Here is a 14,617-nt window from a genome sequence, read left to right on the forward strand (position 1 = left end):
TGAACGGCCGATTCGTCATGCCCCCAAATCTTACCGTGAACACTGAGTTCTTGCCCAGCCTCGTCGGGCAAATCAGGGTCGATGCGCCCGCACGATGGTCCGTTCATGGCCTTCGATCGCCTGCAGACGACGTGTGCGGAAACGCTTGTTTTGGGCGAGGCTTCAACGCATTGCCCCGGTCCGGCCCGCCGGGCCGAAAAATTCTTCTTTCTCTTTTTCAGAATTCATGATTGTCTACGCGCATCCCGCCTCATGAAGAGGGGCGTATCGCGGTCGTCACGACACGTGGAGGCGGGGAGTGATGGGCGAGCCGGTTTGCAGCGTGGTCATTCGCGCAGACGAACAACACCGGCTCGTACGGTCAAGTCGCGTGGTCCTGATACTCCGATGCCGGTATCAAGCCTGCGCCGGCGCTGACAGCGCCGCGTGGGTGACGGTGACCAACAAGCCCGGCGCACCGGGGAGAACGCGAAGCAGCCGTGAAAACCATCGCGCAGGGAGGGCCGGATCGTTCCGGCTGGACCTGTGGTACCTGCCGCCTGCATTTTTTGAGCAGGCGGGCCACGGGCCTCAGTCGAGGTCCGGCCTTCCCTGCCCCCTCTCGTTTGAAGAGGGTGAGACCACTGTATCACTCGGACGCCTGGGGCGCCGCGAGGCTATGGACGCACATCCCCATATGTCGCTCAGAATTGTTGATCACGACGGCGCAACAGGCGCGGTGCCCACCCTTCCCTGGAGGGGGCCTGGAGGGGGGATGGAGGGGGAGCGCCTCGGCGTCCCCCGCATCCGGTCTCGAGTCTTACTTGTTCGCCGCGCGGGCGCGCGACTTGGCGGCCGCCTTGGCGCGGATCCGCGAGATCTGGCCGCGCGGCAGGGTGACGAAGATCTCGCCGATCCAATCCAGCTTGACGCCGACGATCGGCTTGGCGTTGAAGCTCTTCAAATTGACCACGGACGGCGATTTGCCGCGCTCGATCGTCTTCAGGTAGCGCTCGCCGGACTTGAGGCGCACCACCGCCTCCTCGCCGTAGAAGCTCGACAGCGGGTGGCGCTGCTCGCGGTAGACGACGATCACGTCGCCATTCTCATATTTCGGCAGCATCGAATCACCGGAGACCTCGAAGGCGATGGTCTCCTCGGAGATCGGGAAGGGCAGGGCGACCTCGCCGAGGCCCTCGACCGGCACCTGCTCGTAATCCGGCTCGATCACCGAGCCGGCGCCGACCCGTCCCATGACGGGGACCGAATTGAGCTCGAGATACTCCGTAATGAGCGGAATCTCGGCCGCCTTGATCAGGCGCTGGCCGCCGAGGATCTCGGAGACCGCCCCCGGCCGCACGCCCATGGCGCGGGCCAACCCTCCTTTCGTCTTTCCTGGCTTCTCGAGTGCACGCTCGATCATGGCGACGTCCAACATGGCTTTGACCTCTTTTGCGAATCTCGGAAGGGATTATATGTTTCGAATAATCAGAACTCAAGCTTGACTTTTTGTTCGGAATATCGGAAGATTTGGCCGTCGGGTGGAGCCGGCGGGTCCGGCGGCCCCGACCCAGAAGGAAGAGCGAGAATGCAATCCACCGATTGGCCAGACCAACATTCCAAAATGCTGTGCGAGCTTCATGCCCAGGGGCGGTCCTATGCCGAGATCGCGCGCGCCCTCAATGCGCAGTTCGGAACCGCCTATACGCGGAACGCGACGCTTGGCCGCGGCAAGCGGATCGGGCTGGTGGCGCCGGGCGGGCCGAAAGCCGCTCGATCCGAGCCCCGGCCGATGTCCGCAGCGACCCGAACCCGGCGGCGAAGCCCGGACGCGGCGGCGTGGCCGATACCGTCCCCGCCGAAGCCTGCCGCGCCGGTCAGGCTGCGCTGCGTCGGCCTCAGCCCGCGCCTGCTGTCCCTCGACCAGCTCGAACGCAACGATTGCCGCTACCCTTATGGAGGCGACCGGGACGACGATCCCATCACTTTCTGCGGTCATCCGCGCCAGCCCGGCTCCTGCTACTGCACGCCGCATTACCATCTCACGCGGCTTCCGCCCGAGGAGACCGCCGTGCGCTCCGCCGGCCCTTTGATCCTGCGGCTGGTCGCCGCCGCGTAGAGCGCGGCAAACCCGACCCGAACTGACCCCATCTATTTTCCGGAGACGAGACATGGCGCGCCCCAGACGCAGCAAGCCCCATCGCATGTCCAAGACCCACGACCGGAGAGCTCACGACCTGCCGCGAAATGCAGACGTGATTCCCGTAGAGATCGACGATCCGCTGGCGCTCGAGCCCGGCGAAAAGATCGTCGCGTTGCGATCGGTCCGCAGCGACCCGCTCGGCCGGCTGCACGCGCACAAACAGCTGGATGACGCCCAATACCGGGCCGGACGGGCGTTCCAGAATGATTGGGAGCGGGCCGAGCGGGGCCCGCAGGCGATCGATCCCTCGCGCGAGCACGTCGACGGCGCCCGTGGGCGCGAGCCGGTCACCGAAGGCCAGAGGCAGGCGGTGCTGCGGCTCAACCGCGCCGAGCGCGAGCTCGGCGCCGACGGGGGGGCGATCACCCATGACGTGCTGGTGCACGGCCTGACCATGGAGCAGGTCGGACACAAGCGGGGGCTCGCCAGCCAGCGCTGGAATGATTATTTCGCCCGGCGCTTCAAGGAGTGCCTGGACCGGCTGGCCGTGGTCTACGGGTTTTCCACCGACAGGATCGCCAGGAAATGCGATGGGGCCGTGCGATCGGGCCGTCGGGGCGAGAGCTAACGGCCGGCACGACCGGCGCTCGTACCGTCGTCGACGGGGTACGAGCGCCGGTCGGACAATCGTTTTCCCTCAGGGATGCGGCGTCACGACATAAGTGGTGCTGTAGGGCTCGACGCGCAGCGAGGCATGCGACAGCAAACCGATCTTGGCCGAAGGCGTCATCTGCAGCTCGCCGTTCGCGCCGCGATGAACGTTGTACTGCCAGGCCGCGAGGTCGCCTTTCTGCGCCAGTGCGCGCGCAACGGCGCTGGCATCGCTGCCGCCGATCGTCGCCAACTCGTCGCTATTGAGACCGATGACGATCTCGTCCTTGACGGTCACCACCTTGAACAGCGAGGTCGCGCTGTCGCCGGCCTTCGCCATCGAGGCAGCGAGCGACAGTGTGGCGAGGGTGATGAAGATCGGGCGTGTCAGTCTGGAAGGCATGAGGACTCCTGTTGCCGATGGCATGATGGACGGCGTCGGTGTGCAGCCATTGGTTCCCGACGGGCGGCCATCGGTTCGCAGAAATCGATGCGGCGGTGGGTTGAACCAGGGGGCGTGACGTCGCGTCTAAGCGCGATTGCGGGATGCGTACGTGCCGCCGGATGGCCGGGTTGGTCCTGAGTTGACACAGGTCAAGCTGCACGCCCGGACATGTTGTATCTGGGAACGAGTGAAGTGAAGGGTGATGCCATGTTCAGCGGGAAATATCGATCTCCTTCGGCCGGTGGAAAAATCGCGATTGCGGCCGTCGCGGCCATCGCCGTGGTGGCGAGCGCGCCGGCGCCAGCCCATGCGGGGGCGGCGGGTCCGGCCAACAACAAGTCGGCGGTCGCGACGGCGACAGCCGGCGATTTGACCGATCTCAGCGCTCGCCGGCGCTATCGCCGCGTCTACAGGGGCAATCCAGCCGCCGGCTTGGCCATCATGGGGGCAATGATCGGTACTATCGGCGCAATCGCCGCGCATCAGCACGACGACTACTATTACTATGGGCCCGGCTATTATCCCGGACCCGGCTATTACGGGCCGCCGCGGGTGTACTACGCACCGCGGCCATATTATGTTCGCCCGTATTACGGCCCGCCCGGTTACTACTACAGTCCGTACTGACGTGACGCGGCGCTCCGTCCATGTTGCGGTGTCGGCTCAGAAGCCGCCGGCGCTGAAACGGAGTGGCTGCACGACGTCGTACGCCGCCTTGCTGATCGGGACCGCATAGTCGACCGTGAGCGGTCCGAATGGCGATGCCCAGGTCATGCCGACGCCGACCGAGGAGCGCAGCACGTTCCTGTTCGCCACCTGGACATTCTGGGTCGGGCCGCGATAGCCGAACACGGTTCCTGCGTCGACGAAGGCCGATGCACGCAGGCCGTATTCCTGCGGCAATCCAGGAATGTTGCCCTGCAGCTCCGCCGTGGTCGCCCAAAACAGGCTGCCGCCGACATTGTCCATCGTCGATCCTGGCGTCAGATCGCGCGGCCCAAAGCCGCCCGGCGCGAAGCCGCGCACCATGGTGGGACCGCCGAAGAAGCTGTTGAGCAGCGGCGCCTGCTGGCCGCCCCATCCGGTGATATAGCCGCCTTGCGCGCGCACCATGCCGGTCAGGTCGCTGTTGATGGACCGATAGTAGCGGACGTCGCCCGTGGTCCGCAAAAAGCGAACGTCGCCGCCGAGGCCGGCGAGATCCTGCGTCAACTGTGAACGAATGCCGCTGGTCGGCACCTTGTTGTTGTCGAGCGAGCTGTAGGTGACGGTATTGCCGAGCGAGGACACCGTCTGCCGTCCGGCTGCGACCGCCTGGCGGACCGGGAGGGACACCGCTGCCGGCGAGATCCCCGGCGCGAGCACCACCCTTTGGTCGTAGAGCGAATAGCGCCACAGCATGGCAGTCTGCTCGCTGACCGGCATGCCCAGGGTGAGGGCACCGCCATAGGTGTTGCTGCCGAACGATTGGAATGTGCTGACCATGCTCTGTCGAGCGAACAGCTCCATGCCAGGTGTCGTTCGACCGAGGGCGTAGGGCGAGGTGAAGGACAGGCTGGCGCCGCGCGCGAACTGGCCGTAGGTGAAGGTGGCCTGCGCAGTGTTGCCGGTGCCGAGCACGTTGCGGTCACCGATCTTCACCTCGGCGAGCAATCCGTCCGTGGACGAATAGCCGCCCGAGACGTTGAAGTCGCCGGTCGCCTGATCGACTGCCTCGACATCCAGCACCACGCGATCCCTGGCCGAGCCCGGCCGCGTCGAGATCTTGACGGTCTTGAAGTAGTTGAGGTTGCGCAGGCGACGTTCGGCGCGGTCGATCAGCGTCCTGTTGTAGGCATCGCCTTCGCTGACGTCGAACTCGCGCCGGATCACGTCGTCGTGCGTGCGCGTGTTGCCGTGGATCTCGATGCGCTCGACATAGCTGCGTCGTCCCTGCTCGATCTGGAAGTTGACGTCGGCCAGCCGATCCGGCGCATGCCGATTGATCCTGGGCTCGACCTGCGCAAACGGAAAGCCGAGCTTGCCAAGTTCAGCCGCCAGGAGTTCGGAGATCTTGTCGATCTTGCTCTGGTCGAACGTGTCGCCCTGCTGCACCAGCAAGGATGTGCGCAGGCGGTCGCAGGCCAGCCCCTGCACGTTGCAGGAGACGTCGACTGCGGCGAATTTATAGAGTCCGCCTTCCTCGATCGCAAAGGTGAGGTTGTAGCCGCTATTTGCCGCGTCATAGTCGACGCTCACATTGGAAACCTCGGCATCGGCGTAGCCGTGGTTACGATAATATTGTCGCAGCAGCTCGCGGTCCTCGTTGACGCGATCTGCGTCGTAGACGTTGCCGCCAGTCACGAAGCTCAGCACGTTGGTGGCCGAGGTCTTGATCACCGCGTGCAATTGTCGGGCGCCATAGGCGCGATTGCCTGTGAAGTTGATCGCCCTGACCGGCGTCTTCTTGCCTTCGGTGATGGTGAAGACGAGATCGACGCGGTCGTTGCCGCGATCGATGATCTCCGGGACGACGCGGATGTCGTCGCGTCCAGCGCGATGGTACGTCTGGATGATGCGGGCGACGTCGCCCTGGACGGTTGCGCGCTGCAGGCCGGCTCGCGGCTTTGATAGCACCGCGCCCGTGAGCTCCGCATCCTTCACCTTCTTGTTACCTTCGAAGGCGACGCGATCGAGCACTTTTGCTTCCGAGACACGGACCACGGTCCGTCCGTCGGCGCGGCTGATCTTCGCGTCGTCGAACAGCCCGGTCGCAACCAGCGCCTTCAGGCCGGCGTCGAGCGCGGCGGCGTCGTAGCGCCCGTTGGCGTCAGTGTGGAAATAGGATCGCACGGTGTCGGCATCGACGCGCCGATTGCCCTGTACTACAAGGGCTTCGGCCGCCACGGCCGGCGGCGCGGACGTCACCACCAACAGCGTCGCAACGATCAATGCGACATGTCGCGATCTGCTGTCTCCACGGTGACGGCTGTCTCGGGCGGTCAACATGCGCGCATCTGCCTGCTCGTCATGCCGGGATGCAAGAGCCGGTGGGCGGCCAAATCATGTCGAAGCCGTGGAGACTTGGCGGCCTGCGATCACGCCTGCGAAGGGCGACCGGCAGGGAATCGAGCGCGGCCGCAGAATCGACGCAGAGTCGATTCAAACGGCGTGCAGCATCGTCCTCATCCGTACGCGCCAGCAGATGCTGATGCGGCGAACGTTTGTCGGGAGCAGACCATGCGCGCGATCGCCTTGGCCCTCATCGCTTGCACTTTCGTTCAATCAGCCCTTGCTGCTGCGGTCGTCCCAGAGATCGACCCACGCGCGTCGCTCGGTGTCGTCCAGAATTGGATCTACAACTATCGCACCAAACCCGACTACGCCCATGTGCCGGCGGCGGTGCGGGTGCTGTTTCACTCGCAGACGTTCAAGGAGCCGGAGAACGCGGGCATCTATCTCGGCTTCATTGCGGGGGCGATCGGCTCCAATCCGGCCAAGGCGGAACAACTGGTCAACAGCTTCTTTCCCGTGCCTCCCGAGGAGGAGTGGGTGGTCGTGCGGGCCATCGCCTATTCGGGTCTGCCGGACTGGCGCAATCTCATGCGCAAGGTCGCGCCGAAGATGCCGGGCCGCCGCGTGATGATCGACGGTTATCTCAGCGGCGCACAGCCGACCTTGATGGACATCCCATTGGAGGAATCGAAGCCTGGCGTGATGGACAAGCTGCGTGGCGCATTGACGCAGAATCCGTTCAAGAAGGAGGAACGCAAGCTCGACACGCGGCTCAGCTACGCGACCCACCAGGATCTGCTCGACATCCTCTGGGGTTATTACTTCGCGACCGGCTCGCGCGTGCCGATCCAGCGCATCGTGCAGATGCTGCCATGGTCGAAGAGCCGCGACACGATCGACAAGCTGACCATCGGTAGCATGGCGCGCTATACGCTTGCCAGCTACTCGGTGCGCGATGCCAGCCTGCGCGACTATCTCCGGGAGGAGCTGGCGCGGCAGTCGAGACCGGTCAAGGAGCCGCTCAGGGAGGTGGTTGAGGCCGCCGATACGGTGCAGCTCGGCGCCGTCCGCAAGGATGCCGTCGCCGCGGTCGAGGAGCTGAAGACCAAGGGCTCTGACGCCCGCCGCAACATGGATTTCTGGGGACAGCTCGGCGTCGGTGCCCTTGCGCTCGGCTGCGTCTCGGCTGCGGCGCTGGGGCAGGTCGCCGTCGGCATCCCCTGCGTGATCGGCGGCTCGGCCTCGCAGGGCCTGCTCTCGTTCTGGGAGAAGCAGCAATAGGCCGTCGGTGACGCAGCGGTGGCGTTCGTTGGCGACCGAGGGAAGGGGAGAGCCGGTCGAGCGGAGCGGCGGGGGGCTGACACTCAGGGCGCTCTTGATGCCGAAGCGGCCTGATCGCGCGCCAAACATACACACTCAAGGGTTGTTCGGCTTTTCGTTTCCTCTACGAAAAGTAGAAAAAGTAGTCGGCGCGCAGTCTCTGCTGGCACGCCTATGAAAAAATCAGGACAGGCTGGCCTTCACTGCAGCCGGATAAACCGGCTCACGGTGAACCTCCGCGCCAGATTCGTCGACGACGACGATGGACAGCCTGCGGTCGGTGATGCGCGGGTCGTGCCGGAGTCGCCGGGCCAAATCCCGGCTGTGCTCGATCGCCCCCGCACTCGTCGCAAATTCCAGGCCGGTCCGGTCTCTGGTCGGAATGCCATCCTTCATATCGAAATAATAAGTGCGCATGGTCTTCCTGCAGCCGCTGTGTGGCGGGAGTGGGCACGGAGCCCGAGCGGGATCCGCAACCCATTCTTCCCCCAAAGCAAACTATAGAAGACCTCTAATGTGGAGGACAAGCTTACCGCTGCCGTAATCCCCGCGCATTGTTCGGTAAACGACCGTTTCCACTGGTATCGTCAGCCAGAAACTGCCAGAAGACCCAAATTGTGACGCCGAAATCAACCCACCGGTCAGTTCGGCTTGCTGCGAGAGTTGTTCCCTGGCATACTTTCAACCTCATCGGGTTCCGCACGGTCGATTTCCAGGCGGGCCATCCTGAGGATCAGGGTCGCAGTCGTCAGACCGAGACTTTCAGCCTCGATTGCTGCAGTATCTACCTTGCGTGCAAGGCCTTCACGTTTGCTAAGGACTGGCATTACCGTTTCCTGCCAAAGGTGCGAGATGAAGAATTCAACATTCATCGCGGAGCTGCACACGAAGCTCGGAGCCCCATCGAGCGAAGCCGTGGAAAGCCTTCGTCTGCTGAAGGCGTTCCTGAAGCTGGCTCCGGGCCAGCGCATCGAGGTGATCGAGATAGTCGAGCGGTTGACCGCAGACGCCCTTTCGGAGACCGACCGCCCTCTGTCCTGACCTCATCCCTCCCGATTGCATGCAATGGTTGCGGGTGGCCGCGTGGCGATCGCGTAGATTGCATCATCCAGCGCTTCCGATTCGTGCAGCGTCCCGGCCGGCAACAGGATCTTGTCGCCGGCGGTACAGATGCGCTCGCCGCCTTCCCAACGAAACGTGAGCCGTCCCTTGATCACGACGAGGATTTCGTCGACGGGGTGGGTATGGAAGGCGTGAACCTTGCCGGCTGCATCGTGCTGCAGCTCGATGCAGCCCTGCGTCGGCAACAGCGCCAGGATGTCGGGATCGATCGCGAAGCTGGTCTTGGTTCCAGCGATGATCTGGGTCATGCAGCCTGCTCCTTGTCTGTAATGGACGATGGCTTGGTCTGCGCCAGCTTGTGGAAGGGACAGGCCGGCGGCGGCTGGTTGTCGTCGTAGAGGAAGTACTGTTTGAACTCCCGGCCCTCCGGATTGCCGTAGCGTCCGAGCTGGGGCGAAGGCGCCGTCGTGTCGAACGGGACCAGCCGTTTGCGCACCTCGCCGAAGGCCTTGGCCGCCGCCTCGTCCGTGCCGAGCATCCGTTCGAACACCCAGCGCGGCTGGAAGGTCAGCATGAATGCGCTCGATCGGCGGCTTTGCCGCATCACATGTGCGGGCGTGCTGCAGACGACGAAGATCGGCTCCCCGGCGAACGAGAACTCCCACATCGGATGATCGACGGTCTCGGGAATTTCGGCGGGCCACGGCTGGCTGTCGACGCGCGCCAACTGATCGAGGATGTGCCAGAATTTCTTGTAGTAGGAGTCGATGGTCTGGACCGGGCGCGGGCGCGTGAACAGCACCAGCGAGGTGTTGGGCCCGTGCGAGCGGCTCTCCGAGACGAACAGGGCGAGCTGCTGGCCGAGCACGTCGATGTCGATGGGGTCGAGAAACAGATAACGAAGCTGATCGTGACGATAGCCCGCGACGCCGAATACGCACGGAAAGGGTCTTGCTTCGCTGCTCATCTGAGCCTCGAATTCCGAAAACAGGACGCTCTGCCAGGTGCCGGCCTGATGGCCGGATCGGACTTCGTCCCTTCTCAAATACAAACGCGACATACTGACCCTCTCTGTTCTTATGCTTAAGTACGAAGTATCAATTCGCGCCTCATCATCAGCGGCCCAAGGAGTCCAGGAAGCGACATCAGGAGAAGAATCTCGATCAGGGCTGCGTAGCCGGAATCGCTGGCGGCACTGCGCAGGCTTGATCCGATGTCGGGGTCGAGGCCGCTTGCAGTCACCATGGCAAAGGCGATCGCCGGCTGAGCCAGCCCGGCAAAAATGCCGGCGGCTGTCGTATTGATCGATGCGCCGACGCCGATGCGCTCCGCCGTGTAGAGATGCTTCGTGCTTTTCAGGATCAGCGGCACGGTGCCCCCGGCCACCAGACCGAGCACGGCGAACACCGCGCCGACATAGAAGAAGCCGAAGCTGTGCGCCAGTGCCGGCAACAGCATCACGACGAGCAGCATGCGCAGCAGGGTGATGGAAATCAGGGCTGCATTGAGCGACTGCATCCGATCGGCGGCATGGCCGAGAAAGATCGATCCGATGGCGTTGCCGACCATGAAGGCGAGCAGAGGGCCGCCGGCCGCTGACGGCGAGATGCCGAAATAATGCGCGACCATCGGGATGCCCCACACCCCGGCGAGCGTGGTCACGACCGCGAAATGCGCAGCGAAGCTCATGGCGCAGCCCCAGGTCGCGGCCGATCCGAGCGCATGCCAGCTTGTGACGAGGACGCTCTTCAGCGTCCGGCTGGTGTAGTTCGCAGGTGCGGATTTCAAGGTCGCGGACGCGCAGGCCAAGTTCGCGACGCCGACGCAGGCGATGAAGAGAAAACAGGCGCGCCAGCCGAAGCCGCTGACCGCAGCGGCGAGCGGGGTCGTGGCGAGGACGCCGCCGACATAGCCCGACACCTGGGAGATGCCGGACATCAGGCCAAAACGCTGGTCGGAAAAGTTCTGCGCGACGAGCTTCAGCAGCGCCGTGAACACCAGCGCGTCGCCGCACGCCACGACCACGCGTGCGACGAAGACGTCGAACAGGGTAGGCGACAGCGCGAAGGCGGCGCTGCCGAGCACCGACGCCGTCATGCTGCACAGGACGACGCGCTTCACACCGTAGCGGTCGACCAGAACGCCCGCGGGGATCTGCATCAAGGTGTAGCCCCAGAAGTAGCTGGAGGCGAGCATCGCGACGCCGGAGGCGTCGGTGCCGAAGTCGCGCATGAAGTCGAGGCCCACGGTCTGCGGCGACATCCGCTGCAGGAAGGCGACGGCGTAGGCAAACGCGACCGTTCCCCACGCAACATAGGCGCGATCGAAGAACCGGACCGGAGAGGACGCGACCGCTTGTTGTCCGAGCGCCGCCATCACACCCTCGCATAGCCGACGGAGAACAGGGCGTCGGCGGAATCCGGGATGATCCGCGACATCGCGGTCTCGACCAGCGAGGCCCTGCCGTGATAGTCTTGTCTGATGTGCTGGATGTGTCCGTAGGCGCCGCGCATGATCATGCGGGGCACCTCGAGCGGCTTGCCCGGATAGATCGTCGCGCACATCTCGACGCAGGCGGCCTGCAACTCCGCATCCGGCGCCTCATCGAGCAGCGACGGCGCGACCCTCTCGCAGATCTTGGCGTTGGCAGCCCACACGATCGGGTTGCGCGTACGCCATCCGTAAAGAATTTCTTCGCCGGGCGTGGCCGACCCAGGATGCTTGAGGATCTGCGACGTAAAGAACCCATACAGGCCACGACCCTGATGTGCGGGTAGTACTTCGGTCCCACTGCGATAGATGGCCAGCCGCTGCGCGATGGTCATCACGCGATAGACCGAGAACGCGACCAGTCCGATGTGATCGTAGACTAGAACAAGGCCGTATTTGCTGTTGAATGGCGATGAAGCCGCGGTCCAATGGGGTTCGATTGCTTTCCAGTTAATGGCAATGATCGAATTCATCGCATCCATGATCGGCTGCCGATCAGGCAGCTCGATCTCCGACGCGTCGGAAAAGCTGTAGACGGTGTAGTCGTCCCATGGCGAGGCGATCGTCTTGTATCGGCCGTCCAGGTTGCGCGACATCACGTGAGCTCCAGCACTGCAAGGTCGAGCTATACAGGCGGTCCTCCGATGGCTTAAAGGACAATATGCCCTCGAATCCTGCCAACTCTCCCCGGCGTGCTGCGGTGCGTCGAGATGGTGCCGAAAGGCGGCTCGCCATCTTTGCCTTTCCCGGAGTGACGCTGCTCGACGTTTCCGGCCCGGCGCAGGTGTTCGCCGAGCTCAGCGAGATCGAGCTGCCGGGGCCGGGCTATGCGCTCAGCTACGTGTCCAAGGAGGGCGGACTGGTGCCGACCGATGTCGGCCTGATGATCGACACCGCGCCGCTCTCGTCCGTGAAGCCGGAGGAGGTCGACACGCTGTTGATCCCCGGGGGGCCGGGCATCTGGAAGCTGCGGCAGGACGAGACGGTGATGCGGTGGATCGGCGAGGTGCTCCCGGGCGCCCGGCGGATCGCATCCGTCTGCCTCGGCGCCTTTGCGCTGGCCTGGGTCGGCGCGCTGGAGGGCAGGCGGGCCGCGACGCATTGGCGCTACTGCCCCCGCCTGCAGGACAGTTTTCCGAACGTGAAGGTCGAGCCCGACGCGATCTTCGTGCAGGACGGCCGGGTCTGGTCATCCGCAGGCGTGAGCGCCGGCATCGATCTGGCGCTGGCGATGATCGAGGAGGATTTCGGTCATACGATCGCGCTCGACGTGGCGCGCCGGCTCGTCGTCTTCCTGAAGCGTCCTGGCGGCCAGAGTCAGTTTTCGACCGTCCTGGCGGCGCAGGCGTCCGACGTCGAGGGTCGGTTCAGTGCGCTGCATGCCTGGATCATCGAGAACATCGCGAGCGACCTGCGCGTCGAGGCGCTGGCCGCGAGAGCCGGCATGACGCCGCGCACCTTTGCCCGCACCTATGTCAGCCGCACCGGGATGACCCCGGCACAGGGAGTCGAGGCGCTCAGGGTCGAGACGGCGCGCCTCCTACTCGAAAGCCGCCAGGTCGAAAACGTGGTCGAAGTCGCCAAACGGGCGGGCTTTGGCGACGACGAGCGCATGCGGCGGGCGTTCCTGCGGCATCTCGGCGTGTCGCCATCGGAGTATCGGCGCCGCTTCTCGGGCTGAGCGGCGCTTGCCGCAACCGGGGCTGACAAGATTCGCCGGAGTCGACGCCTTTTTCTTTGCTTTCGGGTTAGTCTCGCCGTTCGCGTTGAGGCCAGAGCGGCCAGGCCTTATGCGATCGCTCAAAGGCTTCCGTAAAAGGCCACGTGTATAACGCTGAAAATTTGATGCAGGTCCGCCTCTGCGGACGGGAAAGGCCAATGACCAACATCGTTCCCTTTCGCACAAGGACACTCTCTCCTCAGGCCGCCTTTGCGACGGCTGAAGAGAAGGCCGCGGTTGTGGTGGCCGGTGCCGGCCACATGGACACCGTGCGAGCCGGTGCATTCGGTGTCAGGGAGGATGCGAGAAGAACTGTCCTCCTCCTCGATCTTGCCCTGCAGCATGCGCGAGAGCTCTCAGGCCTCGTTACGGACCGAGCGCGCGCGGCGGACCTATGATCGTCACCTCGCTTCGATCGAATACGCGCTGCAGATTACGCGCCAACGTATGGCCGCACTCTGACAGGCGCTGGCAGCTTTCTTCCGCATCTATTTGTACGGCGACGCAGGGAGTCGGATGTGGTAGTTGGATCTGTCGTGGAGGACGCAACGATGACCCAAACCAAACTGGAAGTGCCCGCTGAACTGCGGGACCTGGCCGAAAAGACCATCTCGCAGGCGGAAAAGGCGTTCGAGATGTTCTTCGACGCAGCCGGAAAATCGATCGGCACGGTTCCCGGACCTGCCGCCGACATGTCCAAGCAGGCGCTCACTCTCACCGAGCAGAACATCAAGACGGCTTTCGAACACGCTCGAAAGCTCGTTCACGCCACCGAGCTCGAGGAGGCGATGCGGATCCAGTCCGAGTTCCTGCGCAGCCAGTTCACCAACGCCGGTGAGCACATGAAGACGATCACGTCGAGCATCATGTCCGCCGCGAGCAAGGCTACTGAACCCAAGAGCTGAAGCGCGAGCCTCGCCGTCGCAGGAGCGACGGTCTGCATGGACGAACTCGGCGGCAGCGCTGCCGCCGAATGGACGCGGGCGGACGAGACGGGCGAAAGAGCCCAGCCCTATTTTCGCAGGCTGCCGATATAGGCGGCGATGTCGGCCGCCTCCAGCCGGTTGAGCGGAAAGCTTGGCATCTTCGGATGCGGGTCGAGCAGGAAAAACGCGACCTTCTCTGGCGTGAAATCCGTTTTCTGAGCAATCTGAGCGAACGTGGGAACGTCCGCGCTGGCCTGCTTCTGCGTCCCTTCGATGAGGTGGCATGAGGCGCACCAGCGACGGGCCAGATCCCCGCCGTGATCCGGATCGGCGGCCCATGCCGGTGTCGACGCCGCAGCCGCGATCGCGATCGCCATAACTCTCATCACCGAGGCGTGCATCAAGGAGCTCCTGATCATTGTCTGTTGAGTGGTGGCATACCTCGCCGGAGTGACGGCGGGTGGCTCACGAAGGAATGTTTCGCCCCTGGAGCGGAGCGATCTTGGCGGCTCCGCCTCGCAGGCACGCGCGGCGCGTCGATGAATCTCGACGTCAATTACAGCATGATTTGGGAAAATGGGACAGGTCGATCCGGCTGACGATTGCCTTCAGGAGCGCGCCGGCGCGGCGCAGCCAAGACATATCGGCCGAGCGAGACACATCGGTCGAGGCGGTGATCGTCAGCTCTTCCGCAACGTAGGACATGTCGAGCCCTCCCTGTCGCTCAGCATCTTTCCGCTCAGCCTGTTGACGAGGTGCGTACCGCCGCATGCTGGGCATGCGGCGGCCTCATAGGCATCGAACTGGTCGGCAAGAGCCGGTGCGGCCAAGCCGATCTGAACGTTCGATCCCGTCTGGGAGCAGCGAAAAATGAGAGTTTCCATCGC

General features: G+C 64.0%; 19 protein-coding genes. 8 read left to right on the forward strand and 11 right to left on the reverse strand.

Annotated features, from left to right (window positions below; all coding sequences use genetic code 11):
- Positions 1–799: 799 nt before the first annotated feature.
- Positions 800–1,417 carry a helix-turn-helix transcriptional regulator gene (locus QX121_RS21070; RefSeq protein WP_315739119.1) on the reverse strand — a complete coding sequence of 206 codons (618 nt, stop codon included), beginning with the start codon at positions 1,415–1,417 and terminating at the stop codon, positions 800–802.
- A 150-nt stretch (positions 1,418–1,567) separates the two neighbouring features.
- On the opposite strand from QX121_RS21070, the gene QX121_RS21075 reads away from it, so the two are divergent.
- Positions 1,568–2,098 (forward strand): GcrA family cell cycle regulator, encoded by a 531-nt coding sequence (locus tag QX121_RS21075; RefSeq protein WP_315812931.1) that lies wholly within the window; start codon positions 1,568–1,570, stop codon positions 2,096–2,098.
- Positions 2,099–2,150: 52 nt separating this feature from the next.
- A complete protein-coding gene (locus tag QX121_RS21080) occupies positions 2,151–2,750 on the forward strand; it encodes a DUF6456 domain-containing protein (RefSeq protein WP_315812932.1) in 600 nt (199 codons plus the stop codon).
- Between the two features lie 69 nt (positions 2,751–2,819).
- Here the strand turns inward: QX121_RS21080 and QX121_RS21085 are convergent, their stop codons facing one another.
- Positions 2,820–3,176, reverse strand: a complete 357-nt coding sequence (locus QX121_RS21085) for a hypothetical protein (protein WP_315812933.1) — start codon at positions 3,174–3,176, stop codon at positions 2,820–2,822.
- A gap of 249 nt (positions 3,177–3,425) precedes the next feature.
- On the opposite strand from QX121_RS21085, the gene QX121_RS21090 reads away from it, so the two are divergent.
- Positions 3,426–3,845, forward strand: a complete 420-nt coding sequence (locus tag QX121_RS21090; protein WP_315813011.1) for a hypothetical protein — start codon at positions 3,426–3,428, stop codon at positions 3,843–3,845.
- 36 nt (positions 3,846–3,881) lie between these two features.
- Here QX121_RS21090 and bamA read toward each other — a convergent pair whose 3' ends face one another.
- The gene (gene bamA, locus QX121_RS21095) at positions 3,882–6,206 is read right to left on the reverse strand and encodes an outer membrane protein assembly factor BamA (protein ID WP_315812934.1); all 2,325 of its coding nucleotides are present in this window, start codon (positions 6,204–6,206) and stop codon (positions 3,882–3,884) included.
- 231 nt (positions 6,207–6,437) lie between these two features.
- Between bamA and QX121_RS21100 the strand changes: the two genes are divergently transcribed.
- Complete coding sequence (locus QX121_RS21100; protein ID WP_315812935.1) at positions 6,438–7,493, forward strand: hypothetical protein; 1,056 nt, start codon at positions 6,438–6,440, stop codon at positions 7,491–7,493.
- A gap of 222 nt (positions 7,494–7,715) precedes the next feature.
- Here QX121_RS21100 and QX121_RS21105 read toward each other — a convergent pair whose 3' ends face one another.
- Positions 7,716–7,949, reverse strand: coding sequence for a DUF6894 family protein (locus QX121_RS21105; protein ID WP_315712992.1), 234 nt, complete (start codon positions 7,947–7,949; stop codon positions 7,716–7,718).
- 224 nt (positions 7,950–8,173) lie between these two features.
- Positions 8,174–8,404: a hypothetical protein gene (locus QX121_RS21110; protein WP_315739109.1), complete on the reverse strand. Its 231-nt coding sequence runs from the start codon at positions 8,402–8,404 to the stop codon at positions 8,174–8,176.
- On the opposite strand from QX121_RS21110, the gene QX121_RS21115 reads away from it, so the two are divergent.
- The gene (locus QX121_RS21115) at positions 8,385–8,573 is read left to right on the forward strand and encodes a hypothetical protein (protein WP_315782872.1); all 189 of its coding nucleotides are present in this window, start codon (positions 8,385–8,387) and stop codon (positions 8,571–8,573) included. The genes QX121_RS21110 and QX121_RS21115 overlap by 20 nt on opposite strands.
- A gap of 2 nt (positions 8,574–8,575) precedes the next feature.
- On the opposite strand, the gene QX121_RS21120 is transcribed toward QX121_RS21115, so the two are convergent.
- From QX121_RS21120 to QX121_RS21135, 4 genes are all read right to left on the reverse strand, one after another.
- Complete coding sequence (locus tag QX121_RS21120) at positions 8,576–8,902, reverse strand: cupin domain-containing protein (RefSeq protein ID WP_315796523.1); 327 nt, start codon at positions 8,900–8,902, stop codon at positions 8,576–8,578.
- The gene (locus tag QX121_RS21125; protein WP_315782868.1) at positions 8,899–9,561 is read right to left on the reverse strand and encodes a YqcI/YcgG family protein; all 663 of its coding nucleotides are present in this window, start codon (positions 9,559–9,561) and stop codon (positions 8,899–8,901) included. The genes QX121_RS21120 and QX121_RS21125 overlap by 4 nt, the downstream gene beginning before the upstream one ends.
- Before the next feature lie 116 nt (positions 9,562–9,677).
- Entirely contained in the window at positions 9,678–10,970 is a 1,293-nt protein-coding gene (locus QX121_RS21130) for an MFS transporter (RefSeq protein WP_315812936.1), read from the reverse strand.
- Positions 10,970–11,680 carry a hypothetical protein gene (locus tag QX121_RS21135; RefSeq protein ID WP_315812937.1) on the reverse strand — a complete coding sequence of 237 codons (711 nt, stop codon included), beginning with the start codon at positions 11,678–11,680 and terminating at the stop codon, positions 10,970–10,972. Before QX121_RS21135 ends, QX121_RS21130 begins: the two co-directional genes overlap by 1 nt.
- A 65-nt stretch (positions 11,681–11,745) precedes the next feature.
- Between QX121_RS21135 and QX121_RS21140 the strand changes: the two genes are divergently transcribed.
- The 3 genes from QX121_RS21140 to QX121_RS21150 all read left to right on the forward strand — a co-directional run bounded on the left by QX121_RS21140 (position 11,746) and on the right by QX121_RS21150 (position 13,709).
- Positions 11,746–12,765 carry a GlxA family transcriptional regulator gene (locus tag QX121_RS21140; RefSeq protein WP_315756162.1) on the forward strand — a complete coding sequence of 340 codons (1,020 nt, stop codon included), beginning with the start codon at positions 11,746–11,748 and terminating at the stop codon, positions 12,763–12,765.
- Positions 12,766–12,962: 197 nt separating this feature from the next.
- Positions 12,963–13,202, forward strand: a complete 240-nt coding sequence (locus tag QX121_RS21145; RefSeq protein ID WP_315812938.1) for a hypothetical protein — start codon at positions 12,963–12,965, stop codon at positions 13,200–13,202.
- A gap of 153 nt (positions 13,203–13,355) precedes the next feature.
- Positions 13,356–13,709: a phasin gene (locus QX121_RS21150; RefSeq protein ID WP_315739142.1), complete on the forward strand. Its 354-nt coding sequence runs from the start codon at positions 13,356–13,358 to the stop codon at positions 13,707–13,709.
- Positions 13,710–13,816: 107 nt separating this feature from the next.
- On the opposite strand, the gene QX121_RS21155 is transcribed toward QX121_RS21150, so the two are convergent.
- On the reverse strand, positions 13,817–14,131 hold the full coding sequence (locus QX121_RS21155; protein WP_315739101.1) for a c-type cytochrome: 315 nt from the start codon (positions 14,129–14,131) through the stop codon (positions 13,817–13,819).
- 151 nt (positions 14,132–14,282) lie between these two features.
- Positions 14,283–14,435, reverse strand: coding sequence for a hypothetical protein (locus tag QX121_RS21160; RefSeq protein ID WP_315739100.1), 153 nt, complete (start codon positions 14,433–14,435; stop codon positions 14,283–14,285).
- Between the last annotated feature and the right edge of the window lie 182 nt (positions 14,436–14,617).

The organism is Bradyrhizobium sp. SZCCHNR2028 (assembly GCF_032380995.1).
GTDB lineage: Bacteria > Pseudomonadota > Alphaproteobacteria > Rhizobiales > Xanthobacteraceae > Bradyrhizobium.

Coding starts and splice junctions, on each gene's coding strand:
- QX121_RS21100 (WP_315812935.1), top strand. CDS start 6,438: ATGCGCGCGATCGCCTTGGCCCTCATCGCTTGCACTTTCGTTCAATCA.
- QX121_RS21135 (WP_315812937.1), bottom strand. CDS start 11,680: ATGTCGCGCAACCTGGACGGCCGATACAAGACGATCGCCTCGCCATGG.
- QX121_RS21160 (WP_315739100.1), bottom strand. CDS start 14,435: ATGTCCTACGTTGCGGAAGAGCTGACGATCACCGCCTCGACCGATGTG.
- QX121_RS21145 (WP_315812938.1), top strand. CDS start 12,963: ATGACCAACATCGTTCCCTTTCGCACAAGGACACTCTCTCCTCAGGCC.
- QX121_RS21120 (WP_315796523.1), bottom strand. CDS start 8,902: ATGACCCAGATCATCGCTGGAACCAAGACCAGCTTCGCGATCGATCCC.
- QX121_RS21140 (WP_315756162.1), top strand. CDS start 11,746: ATGCCCTCGAATCCTGCCAACTCTCCCCGGCGTGCTGCGGTGCGTCGA.
- QX121_RS21150 (WP_315739142.1), top strand. CDS start 13,356: ATGACCCAAACCAAACTGGAAGTGCCCGCTGAACTGCGGGACCTGGCC.
- QX121_RS21115 (WP_315782872.1), top strand. CDS start 8,385: ATGAAGAATTCAACATTCATCGCGGAGCTGCACACGAAGCTCGGAGCC.
- QX121_RS21130 (WP_315812936.1), bottom strand. CDS start 10,970: ATGGCGGCGCTCGGACAACAAGCGGTCGCGTCCTCTCCGGTCCGGTTC.
- QX121_RS21075 (WP_315812931.1), top strand. CDS start 1,568: ATGCAATCCACCGATTGGCCAGACCAACATTCCAAAATGCTGTGCGAG.
- QX121_RS21155 (WP_315739101.1), bottom strand. CDS start 14,131: ATGCACGCCTCGGTGATGAGAGTTATGGCGATCGCGATCGCGGCTGCG.
- QX121_RS21090 (WP_315813011.1), top strand. CDS start 3,426: ATGTTCAGCGGGAAATATCGATCTCCTTCGGCCGGTGGAAAAATCGCG.
- QX121_RS21080 (WP_315812932.1), top strand. CDS start 2,151: ATGGCGCGCCCCAGACGCAGCAAGCCCCATCGCATGTCCAAGACCCAC.
- bamA (WP_315812934.1), bottom strand. CDS start 6,206: ATGTTGACCGCCCGAGACAGCCGTCACCGTGGAGACAGCAGATCGCGA.
- QX121_RS21105 (WP_315712992.1), bottom strand. CDS start 7,949: ATGCGCACTTATTATTTCGATATGAAGGATGGCATTCCGACCAGAGAC.
- QX121_RS21110 (WP_315739109.1), bottom strand. CDS start 8,404: ATGAATGTTGAATTCTTCATCTCGCACCTTTGGCAGGAAACGGTAATG.
- QX121_RS21085 (WP_315812933.1), bottom strand. CDS start 3,176: ATGCCTTCCAGACTGACACGCCCGATCTTCATCACCCTCGCCACACTG.
- QX121_RS21125 (WP_315782868.1), bottom strand. CDS start 9,561: ATGAGCAGCGAAGCAAGACCCTTTCCGTGCGTATTCGGCGTCGCGGGC.
- QX121_RS21070 (WP_315739119.1), bottom strand. CDS start 1,417: ATGTTGGACGTCGCCATGATCGAGCGTGCACTCGAGAAGCCAGGAAAG.